The following is a 20,017-nucleotide window of genomic DNA, read 5'->3' as shown; positions in this document are numbered from 1 at the left end:
TGTAATGTCTGGAGTGAGCTTATCGGTTATTCACGATGATAAGGATGATTTGTCGTAATGCTCCATGCACGATAAAGGCTCTCTGCAACCAGCACGCGCACCAGCGGATGAGGCAACGTTAACGCCGAGAGAGACCAACTCTGTTCCGCCGCCGCTTTACAGGCTGGCGCTAATCCTTCAGGGCCGCCAATCAGCAGGCTGACATCACGTCCATCCTGCTTCCAGCGCTCCAGCTGCTGCGCCAACTGCGGGGTTTCCCAGGGCTGTCCGGGAATATCCAGCGTCACTATGCGGTTGCCTTTACCTGTCGCTGCCAGCATCGCTTCGCCTTCCTTTTCCAGAATGCGTTTGATGTCGGCATTTTTCCCTCGTTTACCCGCAGGCACTTCCGTTAATTCAAACGGCATGTCTTTGGGAAAACGACGCAGGTATTCCATAAAACCGGTCTGAACCCAGTCAGGCATTTTGGTACCGACGGCAACAAGCTGCAATTTCACCGCTTAACCCCAGAGCTTTTCCAGTTCATACAACTGACGGCTCTCTTCCTGCATCACGTGCACAATCACTTCACCGAGATCCACAACGACCCAGTCGGCGGCCGTTTTGCCTTCCACGCCCAGTGGCATCAGACCGGCAGCACGGGATTCCTGCTCGACGTGTTCTGCGATAGAGGTCACGTGACGGGTGGAGGTACCGGTACAGATGATCATGAAATCAGTGATGCTCGATTTACCCTGTACGTCGAGGGTAACGATGTCCTGACCTTTCAAATCATCAATCTTATCAACAACGAACTCTTGGAGTGCTTTACCTTGCAAAAGGTTCCCCTTTAAAACTGGATGAGAGCGGGCTGGCTGAAACCCGGAAGACAGCCGAAAAATTTAGCGTCGCAGTATATCACGCCCATATCAGTCGCGATATAAGCCGGCGCGGTCTATGTAGGTAATCACGGAGGCAGGCAGTAAATCGTCACAGGCGAGATGTTGATGGCGACGCTGCCTGATCTCGGTGGCAGAGATGGCATACAGCGGGGTTTCTGCCAGCCAGATCGCCCCAGCCGGGCGTTGCCTGAGCTGTTGGCTGTCCTGAATGACGTGGCGATCCAGCCAGCGCTGCATGTCTGGCGACGCCATTTCCGTCGGATAGCCTGGCCGCTTACACACTAGAAGATGGCACAGGCTGAGCAGGTCCTGCCAGCGATGCCATTTGTTCAGCGACAGCAGGGAGTCCTGACCGATAATAAAGCCCAGCGGTTGTTCGCCCCGTTCGGCCCGCAGCGCTTCTAAGGTGTCCACCGTCCATGAAGGCGTATCACGTTGTAATTCCCGCGTATCAATGTCAAAAAGTGGCAACGTTTTTATGGCGCACTCAAGCATTTCAACCCGCTGTTGTGGGCTGGCTTCGGGCTGTGGCCGGTGCGGTGGCACATTATTGGGCAGCAGGGTAACCCGGGACAGGCCAATCTGTTCGGCCAGTTTTTCTACCGGGCGAAGATGACCAAAATGAACCGGATCGAAGGTGCCGCCAAACAGGGCATGTAAGTCAGACATGGGCAAGGCTCGCAGGGAACGCGCGATTCGCGATCAGCATTGACAGCGTCTGTAACTGTGGCCAGACCGATTGACCATAATCCTGTTTCAGCGTGATCTCGATTTGCATCAACAAGTGAATAGCCTGCTGTAATCGCGCTGCATCCAGGCGTTGCAGTGCCTCGGTAAACAGGTTGCGGCGATTCTGCCAGATACGCTGCTGATCCATGAGTGTACGCAGCGGCTGTTGTGACTGATGGCGCTGCAGATGCAACAGGGTCAGCAAATCGCGCTGCAGGGTGCGCAGTAATATCGCGACTTCGCTCTCTTCTCTTTCAAGCTGCTGCAGAATATGCAGTGCGCGTCGGCTTTTGCCGCCAAGCAGCGCATCAACCCAGTGATAAGGGGTAAAGTGAGCGGCATCGCTGACGGCAGCTTCAACGCGTGGCAGCGTTAGTTTGCCATCGGGCCACTGCAGTGACAGTCGTTCAAGCGCCTGGGACAACGCCAGCAGGTTACCTTCATAGCAGTAGCAGAGTAGCTGGACGGCAGCATCATCGATGTCGAGCTTAAGGGCTTTTGCACGGCTGGCGACCCAGCGAGGGAGCTGAGCCTGTTCTGGCGTCTGGCAGGGGACCAGCACGGCATGGGCCGAAAGCGTTTTAAACCAGGCGCTGTTTTCCTGCGCTTTGCTGAGTTTTGCCATTCGGCAAATCAGTAGAATATCGGCGTGGAGCAGCGGGGCCAGCTTGATGAGTTGCTCCGCGATAGCCGCATTCGGTCCATTTTCAGGAAACTGTAACGTCAGCGTCTGGCGTTGAGCAAACAGGCTCATTGACTGACAGCTAACAAACAGGCTGTCCCAGTCCGTTTGCGCATCGAGCGTAAAACTCAGATGCTCTTCAAAACCCTGCGCCACGGCGCTGGCACGAATCGCATCTGCACTTTCCTGCAACAGCAAGGGTTCATTACCGGTTAATAAATAACAGGCGCGCAGCCCCTCACGGAGCTGCGCGCTGAGTTGTTCCGGGTAAATCCTGATCATTGCGGCATTTGCGTGGCGGAAGAAGAAACCTCCGCAGCAGGTTGAACCGGTTTGGAAACCGTCGATTTGGACGACATTTGCTGAGATTCCATCTGCGCAGCATGAACAGTAAGCAGCTTACGCACCAACTGTTCGCCTGCGCGCTGGCGCATCTCCTGAATAATCATGTCCTGCTCAGCGTCTTTCGCCAGTGCCGCGTTCGGGTTATCAAAGAACGAGCGGTAAACGGTTGCACTGATAGGGTAGATCCCTTTATTCGGGATCAGCACCTGAGCAGAGACCGTCATCGTCAATTGATACTCAGCTGTTGTACCGCTGATAAATACGGAGGCGGTACTACGGCTTTGTCCTTCTCCGCCAAGACGTAGCGTTGGCACGGTCATGCTGTTTTTCTGCGTAGTTTCAACAATATTCACGTTGTTGAGACGCAACTGCTGACGTACGGTACGCGCCAGAGGGCCGTAAGGGTCACCACTGTCTAAAACCAGCGTTCTCAGTTCGGTTGGCACCTGAGTGGTGCCGCGCGGATGAAAACCACAGCCAGCGGTGATGACCACCGCCAGCATGACAAACAACCTGATAATCGGATGTCGCACAGTTCCTCCTGAACTTAACCCACAACCAGGTTAAGCAGTTTGCCCGGTACATAAATGACTTTACGAATGCTAACACCATCAAGGTATTTCGCTACTAATGGTTCCTCAGCCGCACGCGCCTGAACCTGTTCCTGGGTTGCCTCGGCGGGTACGGTAATTTTACCACGGACTTTACCGTTAACCTGAACGACGACCAGCAGAGAATCTTCAACCATCGCGGCGTCATCGGCCACAGGCCATTCCGCATTGTCGATGGTGCCTTCACCACCCAGCGTTTGCCACAGTACGTAGCAGGCATGTGGTGTGAACGGATACAGTAAACGCGTCACCGCCAGTAACGCTTCCTGCATCAGGGCACGATCCTGTTCGCTGTCCTGCGGCGCACGCGCCAGCTTATTCATCAGCTCCATCACGGCCGCAATCGCGGTGTTGAAGGTCTGACGACGGCCAATATCGTCGGAAACTTTGGCAATGGTTTTGTGCAGATCGCGACGCAAGGCTTTCTGATCATCGTTCAGACTGGCAACGTCCAGGGCAACGGTAGCCCCTTTCTGCGAATGGTCGTAGGCCAGTTTCCAGACGCGTTTCAGGAAGCGGTTAGCGCCTTCAACACCGGATTCCTGCCACTCCAGCGTCATATCAGCCGGGGAAGCAAACATCATGAACAGACGTACGGTATCTGCGCCATAGCGCTCAACCATCAGCTGTGGGTCAATGCCGTTGTTTTTCGACTTCGACATTTTGCTCATGCCCGCGTAGATCACGTCACGGCCCTGCGTGTCTACTGCTTTCACGATGCGGCCTTTCTCATCACGATCGACAGTCACATCAACAGGAGAAACCCAGTTACGTTCACCGTTAACACCCACGTAATAGAACGCATCCGCTAACACCATCCCCTGACACAGCAGACGTTTGGCGGGCTCATTCGAATTCACCAGGCCGGCATCGCGCAGCAGTTTGTGGAAGAAACGGAAATACATCAGGTGCATGATGGCGTGTTCGATACCGCCCACATACTGATCCACCGGCAGCCAGTAGTTCGCCGCCGCCGGGTCCAGCATGCCGTCTTTATAATCGGCGCAGGTGTAGCGCGCGTAATACCATGAAGACTCCATAAAGGTGTCAAAGGTATCGGTTTCACGCAGTGCAGGCTGACCGTTTACGGTGGTTTTTGCCCACTCTGGATCGGCTTTAATCGGACTGGTAATGCCGTCCATCACCACATCTTCAGGCAGGATGACCGGAAGCTGATCTTCTGGCGTTGGCATCACGGTGCCGTCTTCCAGCGTGACCATAGGAATCGGCGCGCCCCAGTAACGCTGACGGGAAACACCCCAGTCGCGTAAGCGGTAATTGACTTTGCGCACGCCAACGCCTTTCGCGGCCAGCGCATCAGCAATGGCGTTGAACCCGGCGCTGTGATCCAGACCGCTGCACTCGGCTGAGTTAAACAGCACGCCTTTATCGGTCATCGCGGCAGCGCTGACATCTGGCTCGCTGCCGTCCAGGTTAAGGATAACCGGTTTGATCGGCAGATCGTATTTAGTGGCAAACTCCCAGTCACGCTGGTCATGGGCCGGCACCGCCATGACGGCACCGGTGCCGTACTCCATCAGCACAAAGTTAGCGACCCAGACAGGAACAGGCTCACCCGTTAATGGATGCACAGCAAACAGCCCGGTAGCCATCCCTTTCTTTTCCATGGTGGCCATGTCAGCTTCAGCCACTTTGGTGTTGCGGCATTCGGCAATAAAATCAGCCAGGGCAGGATTGCTTGCGGAAGCCTGCAGTGCCAGCGGATGGCCCGCCGCGACGGCAACGTAGGTTGCGCCATAGAAGGTGTCCGGACGCGTGGTATAGACCGTAACGTTTTCGTTGCTGTCCGCTACGTCAAAGGTGATTTCCACCCCTTCAGAACGGCCAATCCAGTTACGCTGCATGGTTTTGACCTGCTCAGGCCACTCTTCCAGCGTATCCAGATCGTTCAGCAGCTCTTCAGCGTAATCCGTAATTTTGATAAACCACTGCGGAATCTCTTTGCGCTCAACTTTGGTGTCACAGCGCCAGCAGCAGCCATCGATAACCTGTTCGTTAGCCAGAACGGTCTGGTCATTGGGGCACCAGTTCACCGCCGAGGTTTTTTTGTATACCAGGCCTTTCTCATAGAGTTTGGTAAAGAACCACTGCTCCCAGCGATAATACTCTGGCTGGCAGGTGGCGAGCTCGCGGCTCCAGTCATAGCCAAAACCCAGCAGTTTAAGCTGGTTTTTCATGTAGGCGATATTGTCATAAGTCCAGGGCGCCGGTGCGGTATTATTTTTTACCGCCGCGCCTTCCGCAGGCAGACCGAATGCATCCCAGCCGATAGGCTGCAGCACGTTTTTGCCGAGCATGCGCTGATAACGCGCGATGACGTCGCCGATGGTGTAGTTACGAACGTGGCCCATATGAAGGCGGCCAGAAGGATAGGGCAACATGGACAGACAATAATATTTCTCTTTGCCTTCCTGCTCAGTCACTTTAAACGTTTCGTCTTCATCCCACTGCTGCTGAACGCGGGATTCAATCTCTTCCGGGCGGTATTGCTCTTGCATGGCTGCCTGTGGTCCTTAATAAATGACACTTTGCTGACTTTACGATCCGCATAGCATACCCATAAGGCCGCACATCAACAACACTTCCCACTTTATGCAGGGGCGATTTATCGCTAAAGCGTCAGCGTTTTCACTCTTTTACCATTCCTTACCCAGTGAACCGGGCAAATGTGACAAAGTAGCTAAACTTAGTACAGGTACTGAGCGCAAAAAGGAGAATAAAATGAATAAAGTGGCACAGGAGTATCACGATTCGTTGGCGGTATTAACCGAACGTCTTCGCCACGGCGATCGCGATCTGGATACATTGGTGGAAGATCGGCGTCGTCATTTACGTGCGCACTCAGATCTGACACCAGATGAAGTTGATCGGGCACTGGCCTCGGTGCGTCGCGATTTAGCCGAGTTCGGTCGTAACTATGCAGAAGCGGAAGAACCGGTGGCGGATTCGGTCTTTATGCGCGTGATTCGCGAAAGTATCTGGAAAGAGCTGGCAGACATCACGGATAAAAGCCAGCTGGAGTGGCGCGAAGTCTTCCAGGATTTACAACATCACGGCGTTTACCAAAGCGGTGAGGTGGTGGGGCTGGGCAATCTGGTGTGCGAAAAATGTCACTTTACTCGCGCGATTTATACGGCGGAAACCCTGTCACGCTGTCCGGAATGCAATCACGATCAGTTTTATCGCCAGCCATTTGAGCCCTGACAGAAACAGGCGGGCACGGTGCCCGCCTGGTTTTTAGTGCAGAATTTTTGCCAGGAAATCCTTCGCCCGTTCAGACTGCGGATTATTAAAGAAGTCCTCTTTTTTGGTGTCTTCGATAATTTTGCCTTCGTCCATAAAAATGACCCGGTTCGCCACCTTACGAGCAAAGCCCATTTCGTGGGTGACGACCATCATGGTCATGCCTTCCTGCGCCAGTTCCACCATGACGTCCAGCACTTCATTGATCATCTCAGGATCGAGCGCCGATGTCGGTTCATCAAACAGCATGGCAATGGGGTCCATGCAGAGCGCCCGGGCAATCGCCACGCGCTGTTGCTGACCTCCCGAGAGTTGTCCGGGAAACTTGTCGGCATGAGCAGACAGACCCACGCGGGTCAGAAGCTTCAGACCTTTATCGCGGGCAGCCGCCTTATCCCGCTTCAGCACTTTTACCTGTGCCAGTACCAGGTTGTCGATAATGCTCAGGTGAGGGAACAGCTCGAAGTGCTGAAACACCATGCCGACTTTGCTGCGCAGCGTAGCCAGGTTGGTTTTTTTATTGTTCACTTCGGTGCCATTCACCGTAATGCTGCCTTGCTGGATCGGCTCCAGACCATTGACGGTTTTAATCAGGGTTGATTTGCCTGAACCCGACGGCCCGCATACCACCACCACTTCACCTTTTTGTACCTCGGTAGAGCAGTCGGTCAGCACCTGAAATTGACCATACCACTTGGAAACGTTTTTCAGGTTAATCATTTAAACCGTCCTTTTTCTTTTTAGATAGCTGACCAACAGTGATGCGCTCAGGCTGATCACAAAGTAGACCAGACCAGCAAACAAAATCATTTCTACCTGGGTACCGTCACGTTCGCCAATAGTGGACGCGGTGCGGAAGAAGTCAGCCAGACTCAGGACATAAACCAGCGAGGTATCCTGGAACAAGACGATGCCCTGGGTCAGTAACAGCGGGACCATGGCGCGAAACGCCTGGGGTAAAATAATCAGTCTCATCGACTGCCACTGCGTCATTCCCAGCGCCAGCGCAGCGCTGGACTGCCCCCGTGCGATGCTGATAATCCCGGCACGAATGATTTCAGAGTAATAGGCGGCTTCGAACAGGGAGAATGCCACCATGGCTGAGATCAGACGGATATCGGTCTTGGGCGAAATCCCCAACACCTGCTGTAAAAAGCTGGGTACAACCAGATAGAACCACAGCAGCACCATCACAAGCGGCACCGAGCGGAACAGGTTGACATACAGCCTGGCAAACCAGCTGATGGGCTTGAAGGTGGACAGGCGCATTACCGCCAGCAGCGTGCCCCAGAGGATGCCAAACACAACGGCGGTTATGGTGATCTTGAAGGTGATGACCAGACCACTAAGCAGATAGGGCAGGCTGGGAGGAATAGAACTCCAGTCAAATGCGTACATCATTTGCCTCCCGCGTTGCCAGGCAGACGCACTTTGCGTTCAACCAGGCCCATCAGCAACATAATCACCAGATTAATTGCCACGTAAGCCAGGGTAATTGCGGTGAAGGATTCATAGGCGTGCGCGGAATAGTCCAGCAGTTTTCCTGCCTGTGCCGCCATATCAACCAGACCGATCGTCGAGGCAATCGCCGAGTTTTTAACCAGGTTAAGCATCTCTGACGTCATCGGCGGCACGATAACCCGATAAGCATTGGGCAACAGCACGTAGCGATAGGTTTGTGGCAGCGTCAGCCCCATGGCCAGCCCGGCGTTCTTTTGGCCGCGCGGCAGCGACTGAATGGCGGCACGTACCTGCTCGCAAACGCGTGCAGCGGTGAACAAGCCCAGACAGATGACTGAGGAGATAAAGAACTGCAGGTTAGGGTCCAGTTCTGACTTGAACCACATACCGAGATTCTGTCCCACCAGCTCTGGCGCAACCAGATACCAAAAGAAGAACTGAACGATAAGGGGGATATTACGAAACAGTTCTACATAGCAGGTTCCTATCGTGGATAACAGGCGATTAGGAACAGTACGCAGAATGCCAAAAAATGAACCTACACAGAAAGCAATAATCCAGGCACAGCAGGAGACGGCTATCGTCACCTGAAAACCGGACCACAACCAGCCGAGATAGGTGGTATTACCGAACGGGGCCTGTTCGAGAAATATGCCCCAGTTCCAATCGATACCCATAACGAGCTCCGGTAAAAAAGGGTAGCAGAGCTACCCTGAAGATTGATGAGCGACTTAATTCGCCTGATTCGGGGGAACGACCCGTGCAGGCTGTCTGTCCACGTCGCAGTTTCAGCAATCGAGAGGGCGACAATGCCGCCCTTGTTATCGTTGTTAATTCAGTGCCTTGTCATTAGGCGTTTTGAACAGCGTTTTCATGTCATCAGACAGTTCAAAGTTCATGTTCAGGTTTTTAGGCGGGATAGGCTGCTTAAACCAGATATCAAACCATTTTTCTGCCTGACCTGAGGTCTGAGCTTTCGCAATGGTGTCATCCACCAGGGTTTTGAACTGTGGATCGTCTTTGCGCAGCATACAGCCATAGGCTTCTTTAGACTGCGGCGTACCCAGGATTTCCCAGTCGTCAGGCTTTTTGGCTTTGGCACGTTCGCCAGCCAGCAGCGCATCGTCCATCATAAAGGCCACGGCACGGCCGGTTTCCAGCGTGCGGAACGAGTCACCATGGTCTTTCGCGCTGATAATGCGCATATCCATTTTTTTCTCGTCGTTCAGTTTGTGCAGCAGCACTTCTGAGGTGGTGCCTGAGGTCACGACGACAGTCTTACCTTTCAGATCGTCGAAATCTTTAATCGGACCGCCTTTCTTGACCAGCAAACGGGTGCCGATAACAAAAATGGTATCGGAGAATGCCGCCTGTTTCTGGCGCTCAAGGTTATTGGTGGTGGAACCGCATTCGTAATCGTATGTGCCGTTCTGCAACAGCGGAATACGGTTTTGCGATGTAATAGGAATCATTTTAATTTGCAGATCGGGCTTATTCAGTTTGGCTTTAATCGCGTCTGCAATGGCATTGGAATAAGCCTGAGAATAACCAACCACTTTTTGCTGGTTGTCGTAATAAGAAAAGGGAACTGATGATTCACGATGCCCGATGACAATGACGCCATTGTCATTGATTTTCTTCAGGGTACCGCTCAGATCTTCCGCCTGGGCCGCTCCCGCTGCTGCGCTTAACAGCAGAAGAGATAATGCCACTTTGCGTAATTGCATGTTCCAACTCCTTCATGTGGAAATTGCACAGGATCTACCCCTGTACTGATTGTGATGTTGTGTGTATTTTGCGCTGCTTTTCTTGTTATCCCTTCGCGCTTAAGCGCTGAGAATATTCACTAACATAGCGGATTGTTAACTCAATGAAACAAAAAAGTTTCTTTTTTGCGATGTCATTCGCACCAAAAAAAGGCAAATAAAGGCCAATGCACATAAAGGGTGCGCATCAGGACTCTTTTTGGTGCGCCGCGCCCGCTAACAGGCCTGAATGCCGGTGAATACAGAAACATTTTGCAATCATCGTGCCAAAATAAAATGACAATCTGGTGAAACGTTAGTTTTATTGCAGAAGCAGAAGCAGAAGCAGAAGCAGAAGCAGAAGCAGAAGCAGAAGCAGAAGCAGAAGCAGAAGCAGAAGCAGAAGCTGAGAAGGAAGAGAAGGTGTGGCGAAGCCGCGCTTCGCCACAGGGAATTAGCGGTGACGTCTGATAAAGGCGATCAGCCCGGCCATCACGGTGGCTAACCATACCGGCCAGAGACCGGCTCTGGAATAGGGGGTTTCACCGCGGGTGGGCGTTACCTTGTCCACTAAAACATCCCGGGTGAACTGCGGCAGAACTTTCTCCACATCGCCATCGGCATTCACCACGGCAGTCACACCGTTATTCGTGCCGCGCAACAGTGGCCTGCCCAGTTCGAGTGCGCGCATGCGCGCCATCTGGAAATGCTGCCAGGGGCCGATCGAGTGACCAAACCAGGCATCATTCGAGACGGTTAACAGAAAGTTGGTATCCGGACGGAAGTTGGCGCGCACCTGCTCCCCTAAAACGATCTCATAGCAAATGGCCGTCGTCAGATGATAATTTGCCACGTTGAGCTGAGGCTGCAGATAAGCGCCGCGACTAAAGGCGGACATCGGCAAATCAAAGAAAGGGGCCAGCGGTCGCAGCAGGTCAGCCATGGGAACGAATTCACCAAAGGGCACCAGGTGATGTTTCTGATAGCGGTTGGTGCTGAAGTAGTTATAAGGCTTCGGTCCGCCCAGAACGATTACCGTGTTGTAGTCATGGTAGCGATTCTGCTCCAGACGCGAATCCACGATACCGGTGACCAGCGAACTGCCGCGCGCGCGTAATTCATTATCCAGCGAACGCAGGAAAGGTTGCTGGTTACTTTCCAGATCGGTAATGGCTGACTCCGGCCAGATAATAATGGGGGCTTTGCCCATCAGTGGCTGGCTCAGATCGCTGTAAATCCGCAGGGTATTCAGCAGCTGTTGCGGGTCCCACTTCATTGACTGAGGAATGTCGCCCTGCACCAGCGCCACATTGACTGCCCGCGCTGGCAGCGGTTGATACCACTGCAGATAGCGTAATGGCCAGCACAGGGCCAGTAATGCCAGCGCACCCACCAGGCTTTTAATATTGCGCTGCTGCAGGGCGTACACCAGTAACCCGGCAACGATCATCATCAGGAAGGTGATGCTTTCCACACCCGCCAGAGGCGCAATACCTTTCAACGGGCCGTTGATCTGGCTATAGCCAAACTGTAACCACGGAAATCCGGTTAATATCCAGCCGCGTAAAAACTCCGTGACCTGCCATAATGCGGGGGCCGCCAGTGCCAGCCGCCACAAGGTGGTTCGTGGCCAAATGCGGTTAAGCACCCCGGCAAACAGGGCCGGATAAATCGCCAGATACGCCGCCAGCAGCACGACCAGGAATACGTTAACCGGCCCCGGCATTCCGCCGAAGGTAGCAATACTGACATAAACCCAGTTGATACCGCTGCCAAAAAGGCCAAATCCCCAACTGAAACCGATGGCGCTGGCTTGTGGGCTGGTACGGTTTAAGGTCAGGATTTGCAACCCGCAGAGCGAGAGCAGAGCAGCAGGCCAGAAATCATAAGGGGAAAAGGCAAGCGTGCCACAGGCGCCGCTGAGTAAAGCCAGCAGCAGACGTACCCGCTGCCGCTGGTAAAGAGAGGCTAATGCCATAAAATTATTCGTCATCCAGTTGAGGTAGCGCCGAATTTTCCGGAATTTTTACATGAACCTGGATGATACGACGGCTGTCAGCCATGGCAACTTTGAACTGGTAACCATCGATGTCGATGCTTTCGCCACGCGCCGGTAGATGACCAAAGCCCTGCATGACCAGCCCGCCAATGGTGTCCACTTCATCATCGCTGAACTGGGTGCCAAACACCTCGTTGAAATCTTCAATCGGCGTGAGTGCACGAACGGTATAGGTCTGACGGTTAAGCTGACGGATATCACGATCTTCTTCATCATCATATTCGTCTTCGATTTCGCCAACGATCAGCTCCAGAATATCTTCAATCGTGACCAGCCCGGACACACCACCAAACTCATCAATCACAATCGCCATATGATAGCGCTGCGAGCGAAACTCTTTCAGCATGCGATCAACACGCTTGCTCTCAGGGACAACCACCGCCGGACGCAGGACTTTTTCCACGCTGAAAGGTTCAGATTCACTGCTCATAAACGGCAGCAGATCTTTCGCCATCAGGATGCCTTCAACATGGTCTTTGTCTTCGCTGATCACCGGAAAGCGAGAGTGTGCTGAATCGATAATTACACTCAGGCACTCTTCCAGGTTCTGATTTCGTTTTAGCGTAATCATCTGGGAGCGTGGGATCATGATGTCCCGCACGCGCTGTTCTGCAATATCCAGCACGCCCTCGAGCATGTCCCGGGTATCCTGATCAATCAGGTCTTTTTGATTGGAGTCACGGATAAGACCCAGTAGCTCATCACGGTTTTTAGGTTCACCGTGGAACAGTTGGTTGATTAGTAGGGAAAAAAATCCCTTTTTACTACTGGGTGCATCGCTGTTTTGAGAATGGTCGTCGCTCATGGCGGTTTTTAAAGATCTCTCTGGTAAGGAAATTACGCTGCCGGCCTGTTCGCCAGCAGCAGGATGGCCTGAATCACAGCTTCAGGTGTTTTCTTTCTCCGAAATGTACGGATCAGGATAACCAAGAGCAAGCATTATCTCTGTCTCGATACCTTCCATCTCTTCGGCTTCGCCGTCTTCAATGTGATCATAACCCAACAGATGCAGCGTGCCATGGATCACCATGTGCGCCCAGTGGGCTTCTGTGGTTTTTCCCTGTTCCTGCGCTTCCTGCTCAACCACCTGACGACAAATGATCAGGTCGCCTAGCAGCGGTAATTCGATGCCGGGCGGGGCTTCGAAGGGAAATGACAGCACGTTGGTCGGCTTGTCTTTGCCACGGTAGGTCAAATTAAGCTCATGACTTTCGGATTCATCCACCACACGAATAGTCACTTCACTTTCCGGCTGAAAGGGCATGACTGCCGCTTCCAGCCAGTGTTGAAACTGACTTTCCGTCGGTAAATTATCGGTCTGCTCGCAGGCCAGTTGCAGATCGAGGATCACGTCGCTCATGAATTCTCCTGGGCGCTGTGTTGGGCCGCAAGGGCGTCGCGTTTACGCTCTTCAGCTTGCTGGTCACGACGTTTTTGATCGGCTTCTTCCCAGGCTTCATAGGCGGTAACAATACGTGCCACAACCGGGTGACGCACGACGTCTTCGCTGTGGAAGAAGTTGAAGCTGATCTCTTCAACCTCGGACAGCACCTCTATTGCATGGCGTAAACCGGACTTGGTATGGCGCGGCAGGTCGATCTGCGTCACGTCACCGGTAATGACCGCTTTAGAGTTGAAACCAATACGCGTCAGAAACATCTTCATCTGTTCGATTGTGGTGTTCTGGCTTTCATCCAGAATAATAAACGCGTCATTCAGCGTACGACCACGCATGTAAGCCAGCGGAGCCACTTCAATCACGTTGCGCTCCATCAGTTTCTCAACCTTTTCGAATCCCAGCATCTCAAACAGGGCGTCGTAGAGGGGGCGCAAGTACGGGTCCACTTTCTGGCTCAGGTCGCCCGGCAGAAAGCCGAGTTTCTCACCCGCTTCTACGGCAGGGCGCGTGAGAAGGATGCGGCGAATCTCCTGCCGTTCCAGCGCATCGACCGCGGCTGCCACCGCCAGATAGGTTTTACCGGTACCCGCAGGACCGACACCAAAGGTAATGTCATGGTCGAGGATATTCGCGATGTACTGTGCCTGATTCGGCGTGCGCGGCTTAATCACGCCACGTTTGGTCTTAATGTTGACCGCTTTGCCGTAGTCCGGCACGCTTTCCGCTGTTTGTTCCAGCACCCGGCTCTCTTTGATGGCCAGATGAATCTGTTCAGGTTCGATATCCGGGATCGCGCCGCGTACGGGCGCGGTATCGACATAGAGCGTTTTCAGGATATCAACGGCGGCATTCACACACAGCACCCGACCAACCAGTTTGAACTGGTTGTCGCGGCGATTAATCTCAATGCCAAGACGACGTTCCAGCTGTTTTACATTGTCATCAAACGGACCACACAGGCTCATCAGACGGCGGTTATCAGCCGGTTCAAGGGCGATTTCACGGGTTTCAATATTCAAACGAATCCTTTGGGTCACTCAGGGCCAGTTGAGAGGGTTTGCTGCTGCATCAAACGCCTTAAGCGGATGCATCGTAACGAAATTATTTATGCGGTAGCGCCGGGGCGCAAGCGTATGAAGTGATATTTGGGCGGCACAGGCAGAAACCAAGTGCAAAACAGCAGAATGTGCGGCAGCCAGTGCTGCGCCGCCGCACATAACGAGGGATCAGGGCTGGAAGACCCCGACGCCGATGTCATTTTCTTTACGGGTACGGGCAATAACAGACGCAGGGCTTTCCGCAACGCGTAAACCGAGTTCATCTTCCGTGCGAATCAGCTTCCCACGTAAGGAGTTGGTATACACGTCCACGATTTCGACGTCGGCAAATTTGCCAATCATCTCTACCGACCCTTCAAAGTTCACCACGCGGTTGTTTTCGGTCCGGCCTGTCAGCTCCATCACGTTTTTACGTGAGATGCCTTCCACCAGAATCCGCTGCACGCTGCCCATCATGCGGCGGCTGATCGCCATCGCCTGCTGGTTAATGCGTTCCTGCAGAATGTAGAGACGCTGCTTCTTCTCTTCTTCGCTGACGTCGTCAGGCAAGTCCGCCGCTGGCGTGCCGGGGCGCGCTGAGTAGATAAAGCTGTAGCTCATATCAAAGTTGATGTCGCCAATCAGCTTCATGGTTTGCTCAAAGTCCTGCTGGGTTTCACCCGGGAAGCCAATGATAAAGTCAGAGCTGATTTCAATATCAGGACGCGCCGCACGCAGTTTACGGATAATGGCTTTGTATTCCAGCGCGGTATGGGCGCGCTTCATCAGCGTCAGAATACGGTCAGCGCCGCTCTGTACGGGCAGATGAAGGAAGCTCACCAACTCTGGTGTATCGCGATAAACTTCAATGATGTCGTCAGTGAATTCAATCGGATGGCTGGTGGTGAAGCGAATACGGTCAATGCCGTCAATGGCCGCGACCAGGCGCAACAGTTCAGCAAAGGTGCATACGTCGCCATCGAAGGTTGCGCCACGATAGGCGTTAACGTTCTGACCTAACAGATTGACTTCGCGTACGCCCTGCGCGGCAAGCTGCGCGATCTCCAGCAGAATATCGTCGGAGGGACGGCTGACTTCTTCACCGCGGGTGTAAGGCACCACGCAGAAAGTACAGTATTTGTTGCAGCCTTCCATGATGGAGACAAACGCGGTAGGCCCATCGGCGCGCGGTTCAGGCAAACGGTCAAATTTTTCGATTTCCGGGAAGCTGATATCGACAACCGGACTTTTGCTGCCGCGCACGGTGTTGATCATTTCGGGCAGACGGTGCAGGGTTTGTGGACCAAAGACAATGTCCACGCAAGGCGCACGCTGGCGAATATGATCCCCTTCCTGCGACGCGACGCAGCCGCCAACACCGATGATCAAATCCGGGTTGTGCTCTTTCAGTTTTTTCCAGCGCCCCAACTGGTGGAAAACCTTCTCCTGCGCTTTCTCGCGGATAGAGCAGGTGTTGAGCAGCAGAATATCCGCCTCTTCAGCTTCCTCTGTCAGGGTGTAGCCGTGCGTGCTGTTCAGCAGGTCAGACATCTTAGATGAATCGTACTCATTCATCTGACATCCCCAGGTTTTGATATGCAGTTTTTTTGTCATCGAGCTAGCCATTAAATCAGTGCAGTGAAGTGCTGGGGGCGTATTGTAATGCTTTGCTGCGGATGTGACCAGCCTGAGGGCTTTTCTGATCGTGCCTGATTTTTCCGGTACACTTTGCAGTAAGACAACCGCGCTGAAAAGTGACGGCATATGAGAGGGATACAAGTTATGCAGGATAACCAGTTTGATGTGGTGATTGTGGGCGGTGGCATGGTCGGTGCCGCGCTGGCATGTGGGCTGATGCAGCACAAGTTCCGTGTGGCGGTCGTGGAGCGGGCAACGCCGCCGCCTTTTGATCCACACAGCCTGCCCGATGTGCGTATCTCCGCTGTCGGTTCCTCTTCTGTGGCACTCCTGAAGCAACTGGATGTCTGGCAACGTGTTGAAGCGATGCGCTGTGCGCCTTATCGCAAACTTGAAACCTGGGAGTGGCAAACGGCGCAGGTGAACTTTGACGCCGAGTCGCTGGGGCTGCCTGAACTGGGCTATATGGTTGAAAATAACGTGTTGCAACGCGCCCTGTGGGAAGAAATGGAGCAGCGCGGGGTTACGTTACTCTGTCCGGCGACCATGGACGATCTCCAGCCCTGCAATGGCGGCTGGACGTTGTCTTTAAGCGATGGGAACGCGGTGACGGCAGCGTTGGTGGTGGGCGCAGACGGCGCTAACTCGCAGGTGCGACAGATGGCCGGCATCGGTATTCATGGCTGGCGCTATGCGCAGTCCTGTTTACTGATCAGTGTGACCTGTGAACATCCTGCGGGTGACGCCACCTGGCAGCACTTTACCCCTCAGGGCCCTCGCGCTTTTCTGCCGCTGTTTGGTCATCATGCTTCTCTGGTGTGGTATGACTCTGCTGCACGCATTCGTCAGTTGCAGGCCATGCCGATGCCGCAGTTGGAAAAAGAGATCGCCAGCCACTTCCCGGCACGGCTGGGGCGTTTTCAGGCGCACGCAGCAGGCGGCTTTCCGCTGGTCCGTCGTCACGCCTTGCGCTATGTCTTGCCAGGGCTGGCTTTAGTGGGCGATGCCGCGCACACCATTAATCCGTTAGCAGGGCAGGGCGTGAACCTGGGTTATCGGGATATCGACGCACTGATGGATGTGCTGATTGACGCGCGTGGCAAAGCAGAAGCCTGGTCATCGGAACGGGTGCTGCTGCGTTATCAGCGCCAGCGTCGCAACGATAACCTGCTGATGCAGAGCGGGATGGACCTGTTCTATTTTACCTTCAGTAACCGCCTTGGGCCGTTAAAGCTGGTACGTAATCTGGGATTGATTGCCGCTGAACATTCGGGCGTGCTGAAGCGTCAGGTATTACGATACGCATTAGGATTGTAAGCGCTCGCCACGCGTTGCACTGACGTGATGCGTGGCTGTATCAGCAGATGCCAGATGCCAGATGCCAGATGCCAGATGCCAGATGCCAGATGCCAAAAACAACAAAGCCCGCAAAAGCGGGCTTTGTTGTTTAATTTGGCTGGGGTGCAGGGATTCGAACCCCGGAATGCTGGTATCAGAAACCAGTGCCTTACCGCTTGGCGACACCCCAATGGTGTCAAATCAAATTGTCTTAAAATGGCTGGGGTGCAGGGATTCGAACCCCGGAATGCTGGTATCAGAAACCAGTGCCTTACCGCTTGGCGACACCCCAAAAAAATGGTGGCTACGACGGGAATCGAACCTGTGACCCCAGCATTATGAGTGCTGTGCTCTAACCAGCTGAGCTACGTAGCCAAATTGTACTGCCTTTCGATGATGGCTGGGATACCTGGATTCGAACCAGGGAATGCCGGTATCAAAAACCGGTGCCTTACCGCTTGGCGATATCCCATTCGTCCCACTCGCAGCCACGAGATTCATCGAAATTGGCTGGGGTACCTGGATTCGAACCAGGGAATGCCGGTATCAAAAACCGGTGCCTTACCGCTTGGCGATACCCCATCCATGCTGCCGAATCATGAAATGGTGCGGGAGGCGAGACTTGAACTCGCACACCTTGCGGCGCCAGAACCTAAATCTGGTGCGTCTACCAATTTCGCCACTCCCGCAGAAAAAAGATGGTGGCTACGACGGGAATCGAACCTGTGACCCCAGCATTATGAGTGCTGTGCTCTAACCAGCTGAGCTACGTAGCCATCTTTTTTTCGCGCAACCTTCATCGGCGTTGCGGGGCGCATTATGCGGAGTTGACTACACAGCGTCAACAAGTTTTTTGCCGTTTTTTGCCTTCAAACGCCTGTTTGTCTGGCTTATAACCAGGCTGATGCTTTATTCGGCAATTTTTCAGTGAATACAACGCCAATAACAAAAAAAATGGGCCGTATTCGGCCCATTACGCACTCAGTATAGCACTTATTTATAAGCGGACTGGTGCACGCCTACGGCGCGTCCTGACGGGTCATCCATGTTTTTGAATGCCTCATCCCACTCAATGGCTTTCGCCGATGAACAGGCAACAGACGGGCCGCCCGGGACGCATTCAGCCGCGCTCGGCAACGGGAACAGTTCTTCAAAGATTTCGCGATAAAGGTAGGCTTCTTTTGAGCCCGGCGTGTTGTGTGGGAAACGGAAGTGCGCCGTCGCCAACTGCTGATCGCTGACCTGCTTCGCCGCCACTTCTTTCAGCGTGTCGATCCAGCTGTAGCCAACGCCGTCGGAGAACTGCTCTTTCTGGCGCCATGCCACACTTTCTGGCAGGTAGGACGAGAAGCATTCACGCAAAATGTGTTTTTCCATCTTACCGTTACTGCCGCACATCTTGTCCTGTGGGTTGATGCGCATAGCCACATCAAGGAATTTCTTATCCAGGAAAGGCACGCGGGCTTCAACGCCCCAGGCCGACATGGCTTTGTTGGCACGTGCGCAGTCAAACATGTGCAGGGCCAGCAGTTTGCGAACGTTTTCCTCGTGGAACTCTTTCGCATTCGGTGCCTTATGGAAGTACAGATAACCGCCAAAGACTTCGTCAGCACCTTCGCCTGACAGCACCATTTTGATGCCCATCGCTTTGATTTTACGCGACATCAGGTACATCGGCGTAGAGGCACGAATCGTCGTCACATCATAGGTTTCGATGTGGTAAATCACGTCACGAATGGCATCAAGGCCTTCCTGCACCGTGAAATGAATTTCATGGTGAACCGTACCTAAATGCTCTGCCACCAGCTTTGCAGCTTTCAGGTCCGGTGAGCCTTCCAGGCCGACGGCAAAGGAGTGCAGCTGCGGCCACCAGGCATCGCTCTTATCCTGATCTTCCACTCGCTTAGCGGCAAAACGCTTGGTCACTGCTGAAATGATGGAGGAGTCCAGGCCGCCAGACAGCAGCACACCATAAGGCACATCTGACATCAGGTGGCTTTTTACGGATTCTTCCAGCGCATGTTTCAGCTCGGCTGCATCAGTCACGTTGTTTTCAATGTTCTGGTATTCCATCCAGTCACGCTGCCAGTAACGACGGATTTCACCATCGGTGCTGGAAAGGTAGCTTCCTGGCGGGAATTCTTTGATTGAACGACACACCGGCACCAGCGCTTTCATTTCAGAGGCGACAAACAGGTTACCGTGCTCATCGTTGCCCATATAAAGCGGGATGATGCCGATATGGTCACGGCCAATCAGATAGGTGCGTTTTACGCTGTCATACAGGATAAAGGCAAACATGCCTTCCAGCTCGTCAAGGAAATCGACGCCTTTCTCCTGATACAGCGCCAGAATCACTTCGCAGTCTGAACCGGTCTGAAAAGCATAACGATCGCTTAATTTTGCGCGCAGAGCCTGATGGTTATAGATCTCGCCATTCACTGCCAGTACGTGGGTGTGGTCAGCGTTATACAGCGGCTGTGCGCCGTTGTTCACGTCAACAATTGAGAGGCGCTCATGAGCAAGAATGGCATGATCGTCAGCGTAAACGCCTGACCAGTCCGGCCCACGGTGACGCATCAAACGTGAGCTTTCCAATGCTTTTTTGCGTAACTCAACGGGATCGCTTTTCAGATCCAGCACACCAAAAATAGAACACATATCTGACTCCTGAACTCACCTGCGGCGATGTAATTTTACGTTTGTCCGGCAGCCTGTCGCTGCGTGATGTATAAGAAAATGCGTTATTTCCCACCCTCAATGCAAGAGGAATCGTCTTTTGCTGATGAAAATGTTGGTGGCGAGCGACTAATATTGAATTTCATCTA

General features: G+C 53.4%; 18 protein-coding genes and 7 tRNA genes. 2 read left to right on the top strand and 23 right to left on the bottom strand.

Annotated features, from left to right (window positions below; translation table 11 throughout):
* Positions 1–26 precede the first annotated feature (26 nt).
* From rlmH to leuS, 6 genes are all read right to left on the bottom strand, one after another.
* Positions 27–497, bottom strand: a complete 471-nt coding sequence (gene rlmH / locus QNH99_RS15960; RefSeq protein WP_006118409.1) for a 23S rRNA (pseudouridine(1915)-N(3))-methyltransferase RlmH — start codon at positions 495–497, stop codon at positions 27–29.
* Between the two features lie 3 nt (positions 498–500).
* Positions 501–818: a ribosome silencing factor gene (gene rsfS, locus QNH99_RS15955; RefSeq protein WP_063878746.1), complete on the bottom strand. Its 318-nt coding sequence runs from the start codon at positions 816–818 to the stop codon at positions 501–503.
* Between the two features lie 90 nt (positions 819–908).
* Positions 909–1,550 carry a nicotinate-nucleotide adenylyltransferase gene (gene nadD, locus QNH99_RS15950; protein WP_063878747.1) on the bottom strand — a complete coding sequence of 214 codons (642 nt, stop codon included), beginning with the start codon at positions 1,548–1,550 and terminating at the stop codon, positions 909–911.
* Positions 1,543–2,574 (bottom strand): DNA polymerase III subunit delta, encoded by a 1,032-nt coding sequence (gene holA / locus QNH99_RS15945; RefSeq protein WP_063878748.1) that lies wholly within the window; start codon positions 2,572–2,574, stop codon positions 1,543–1,545. Before holA ends, nadD begins: the two co-directional genes overlap by 8 nt.
* Positions 2,571–3,170, bottom strand: coding sequence for an LPS assembly lipoprotein LptE (lptE, locus tag QNH99_RS15940; protein ID WP_109717161.1), 600 nt, complete (start codon positions 3,168–3,170; stop codon positions 2,571–2,573). The genes holA and lptE overlap by 4 nt, the downstream gene beginning before the upstream one ends.
* 14 nt (positions 3,171–3,184) lie before the next feature.
* Positions 3,185–5,767, bottom strand: coding sequence for a leucine--tRNA ligase (gene leuS / locus QNH99_RS15935; protein ID WP_410516910.1), 2,583 nt, complete (start codon positions 5,765–5,767; stop codon positions 3,185–3,187).
* A gap of 223 nt (positions 5,768–5,990) precedes the next feature.
* On the opposite strand from leuS, the gene QNH99_RS15930 reads away from it, so the two are divergent.
* The gene (locus QNH99_RS15930) at positions 5,991–6,473 is read left to right on the top strand and encodes a zinc ribbon-containing protein (protein WP_063878751.1); all 483 of its coding nucleotides are present in this window, start codon (positions 5,991–5,993) and stop codon (positions 6,471–6,473) included.
* A gap of 33 nt (positions 6,474–6,506) precedes the next feature.
* Here QNH99_RS15930 and QNH99_RS15925 read toward each other — a convergent pair whose 3' ends face one another.
* The 9 genes from QNH99_RS15925 to miaB form a co-directional block, all read right to left on the bottom strand.
* Positions 6,507–7,232, bottom strand: a complete 726-nt coding sequence (locus QNH99_RS15925) for an amino acid ABC transporter ATP-binding protein (protein ID WP_063878752.1) — start codon at positions 7,230–7,232, stop codon at positions 6,507–6,509.
* On the bottom strand, positions 7,233–7,910 hold the full coding sequence (gltK, locus tag QNH99_RS15920; RefSeq protein ID WP_063878753.1) for a glutamate/aspartate ABC transporter permease GltK: 678 nt from the start codon (positions 7,908–7,910) through the stop codon (positions 7,233–7,235).
* Complete coding sequence (locus tag QNH99_RS15915) at positions 7,910–8,650, bottom strand: amino acid ABC transporter permease (protein ID WP_063878754.1); 741 nt, start codon at positions 8,648–8,650, stop codon at positions 7,910–7,912. The genes gltK and QNH99_RS15915 overlap by 1 nt, the downstream gene beginning before the upstream one ends.
* Positions 8,651–8,803: 153 nt before the next feature.
* Positions 8,804–9,700: an amino acid ABC transporter substrate-binding protein gene (locus tag QNH99_RS15910; RefSeq protein ID WP_063878755.1), complete on the bottom strand. Its 897-nt coding sequence runs from the start codon at positions 9,698–9,700 to the stop codon at positions 8,804–8,806.
* 472 nt (positions 9,701–10,172) lie between these two features.
* Positions 10,173–11,696, bottom strand: coding sequence for an apolipoprotein N-acyltransferase (gene lnt, locus QNH99_RS15905; protein ID WP_410516909.1), 1,524 nt, complete (start codon positions 11,694–11,696; stop codon positions 10,173–10,175).
* Positions 11,697–11,700: 4 nt separating this feature from the next.
* Positions 11,701–12,582 carry a CNNM family magnesium/cobalt transport protein CorC gene (corC, locus tag QNH99_RS15900; protein ID WP_145393797.1) on the bottom strand — a complete coding sequence of 294 codons (882 nt, stop codon included), beginning with the start codon at positions 12,580–12,582 and terminating at the stop codon, positions 11,701–11,703.
* 81 nt (positions 12,583–12,663) lie between these two features.
* Complete coding sequence (ybeY, locus tag QNH99_RS15895) at positions 12,664–13,137, bottom strand: rRNA maturation RNase YbeY (protein WP_063878757.1); 474 nt, start codon at positions 13,135–13,137, stop codon at positions 12,664–12,666.
* Entirely contained in the window at positions 13,134–14,195 is a 1,062-nt protein-coding gene (locus QNH99_RS15890) for a PhoH family protein (RefSeq protein WP_063878758.1), read from the bottom strand. The genes ybeY and QNH99_RS15890 overlap by 4 nt, the downstream gene beginning before the upstream one ends.
* 207 nt (positions 14,196–14,402) lie before the next feature.
* Positions 14,403–15,827 (bottom strand): tRNA (N6-isopentenyl adenosine(37)-C2)-methylthiotransferase MiaB, encoded by a 1,425-nt coding sequence (miaB, locus tag QNH99_RS15885; protein ID WP_145393798.1) that lies wholly within the window; start codon positions 15,825–15,827, stop codon positions 14,403–14,405.
* A 168-nt stretch (positions 15,828–15,995) separates the two neighbouring features.
* On the opposite strand from miaB, the gene ubiF reads away from it, so the two are divergent.
* Positions 15,996–17,168, top strand: coding sequence for a 3-demethoxyubiquinol 3-hydroxylase (gene ubiF, locus QNH99_RS15880; RefSeq protein WP_145393799.1), 1,173 nt, complete (start codon positions 15,996–15,998; stop codon positions 17,166–17,168).
* Positions 17,169–17,304: 136 nt separating this feature from the next.
* On the opposite strand, the gene QNH99_RS15875 is transcribed toward ubiF, so the two are convergent.
* From QNH99_RS15875 to asnB, 8 genes are all read right to left on the bottom strand, one after another.
* Positions 17,305–17,379, bottom strand: a tRNA-Gln gene (locus tag QNH99_RS15875).
* Between the two features lie 27 nt (positions 17,380–17,406).
* Positions 17,407–17,481 (bottom strand) — tRNA-Gln (locus tag QNH99_RS15870).
* Positions 17,482–17,487: 6 nt separating this feature from the next.
* A tRNA-Met gene (locus QNH99_RS15865) sits at positions 17,488–17,564 on the bottom strand.
* Positions 17,565–17,586: 22 nt separating this feature from the next.
* Positions 17,587–17,661 (bottom strand) — tRNA-Gln (locus QNH99_RS15860).
* A 35-nt stretch (positions 17,662–17,696) separates the two neighbouring features.
* Positions 17,697–17,771, bottom strand: a tRNA-Gln gene (locus QNH99_RS15855).
* Positions 17,772–17,793: 22 nt separating this feature from the next.
* Positions 17,794–17,878: transfer RNA gene (locus QNH99_RS15850), tRNA-Leu, on the bottom strand.
* A 10-nt stretch (positions 17,879–17,888) separates the two neighbouring features.
* A tRNA-Met gene (locus QNH99_RS15845) sits at positions 17,889–17,965 on the bottom strand.
* A 217-nt stretch (positions 17,966–18,182) separates the two neighbouring features.
* Positions 18,183–19,850: an asparagine synthase B gene (asnB, locus tag QNH99_RS15840; protein ID WP_063878761.1), complete on the bottom strand. Its 1,668-nt coding sequence runs from the start codon at positions 19,848–19,850 to the stop codon at positions 18,183–18,185.
* Positions 19,851–20,017: the final 167 nt, after the last annotated feature.

Origin of the sequence: Pantoea allii (assembly GCF_046529425.1) — a bacterium.
Lineage (GTDB): Bacteria > Pseudomonadota > Gammaproteobacteria > Enterobacterales > Enterobacteriaceae > Pantoea > Pantoea allii.
The sequence above is the reverse complement of the archived record's forward strand: the minus strand, read 5'-3'. Positions and strand labels throughout refer to the sequence as shown.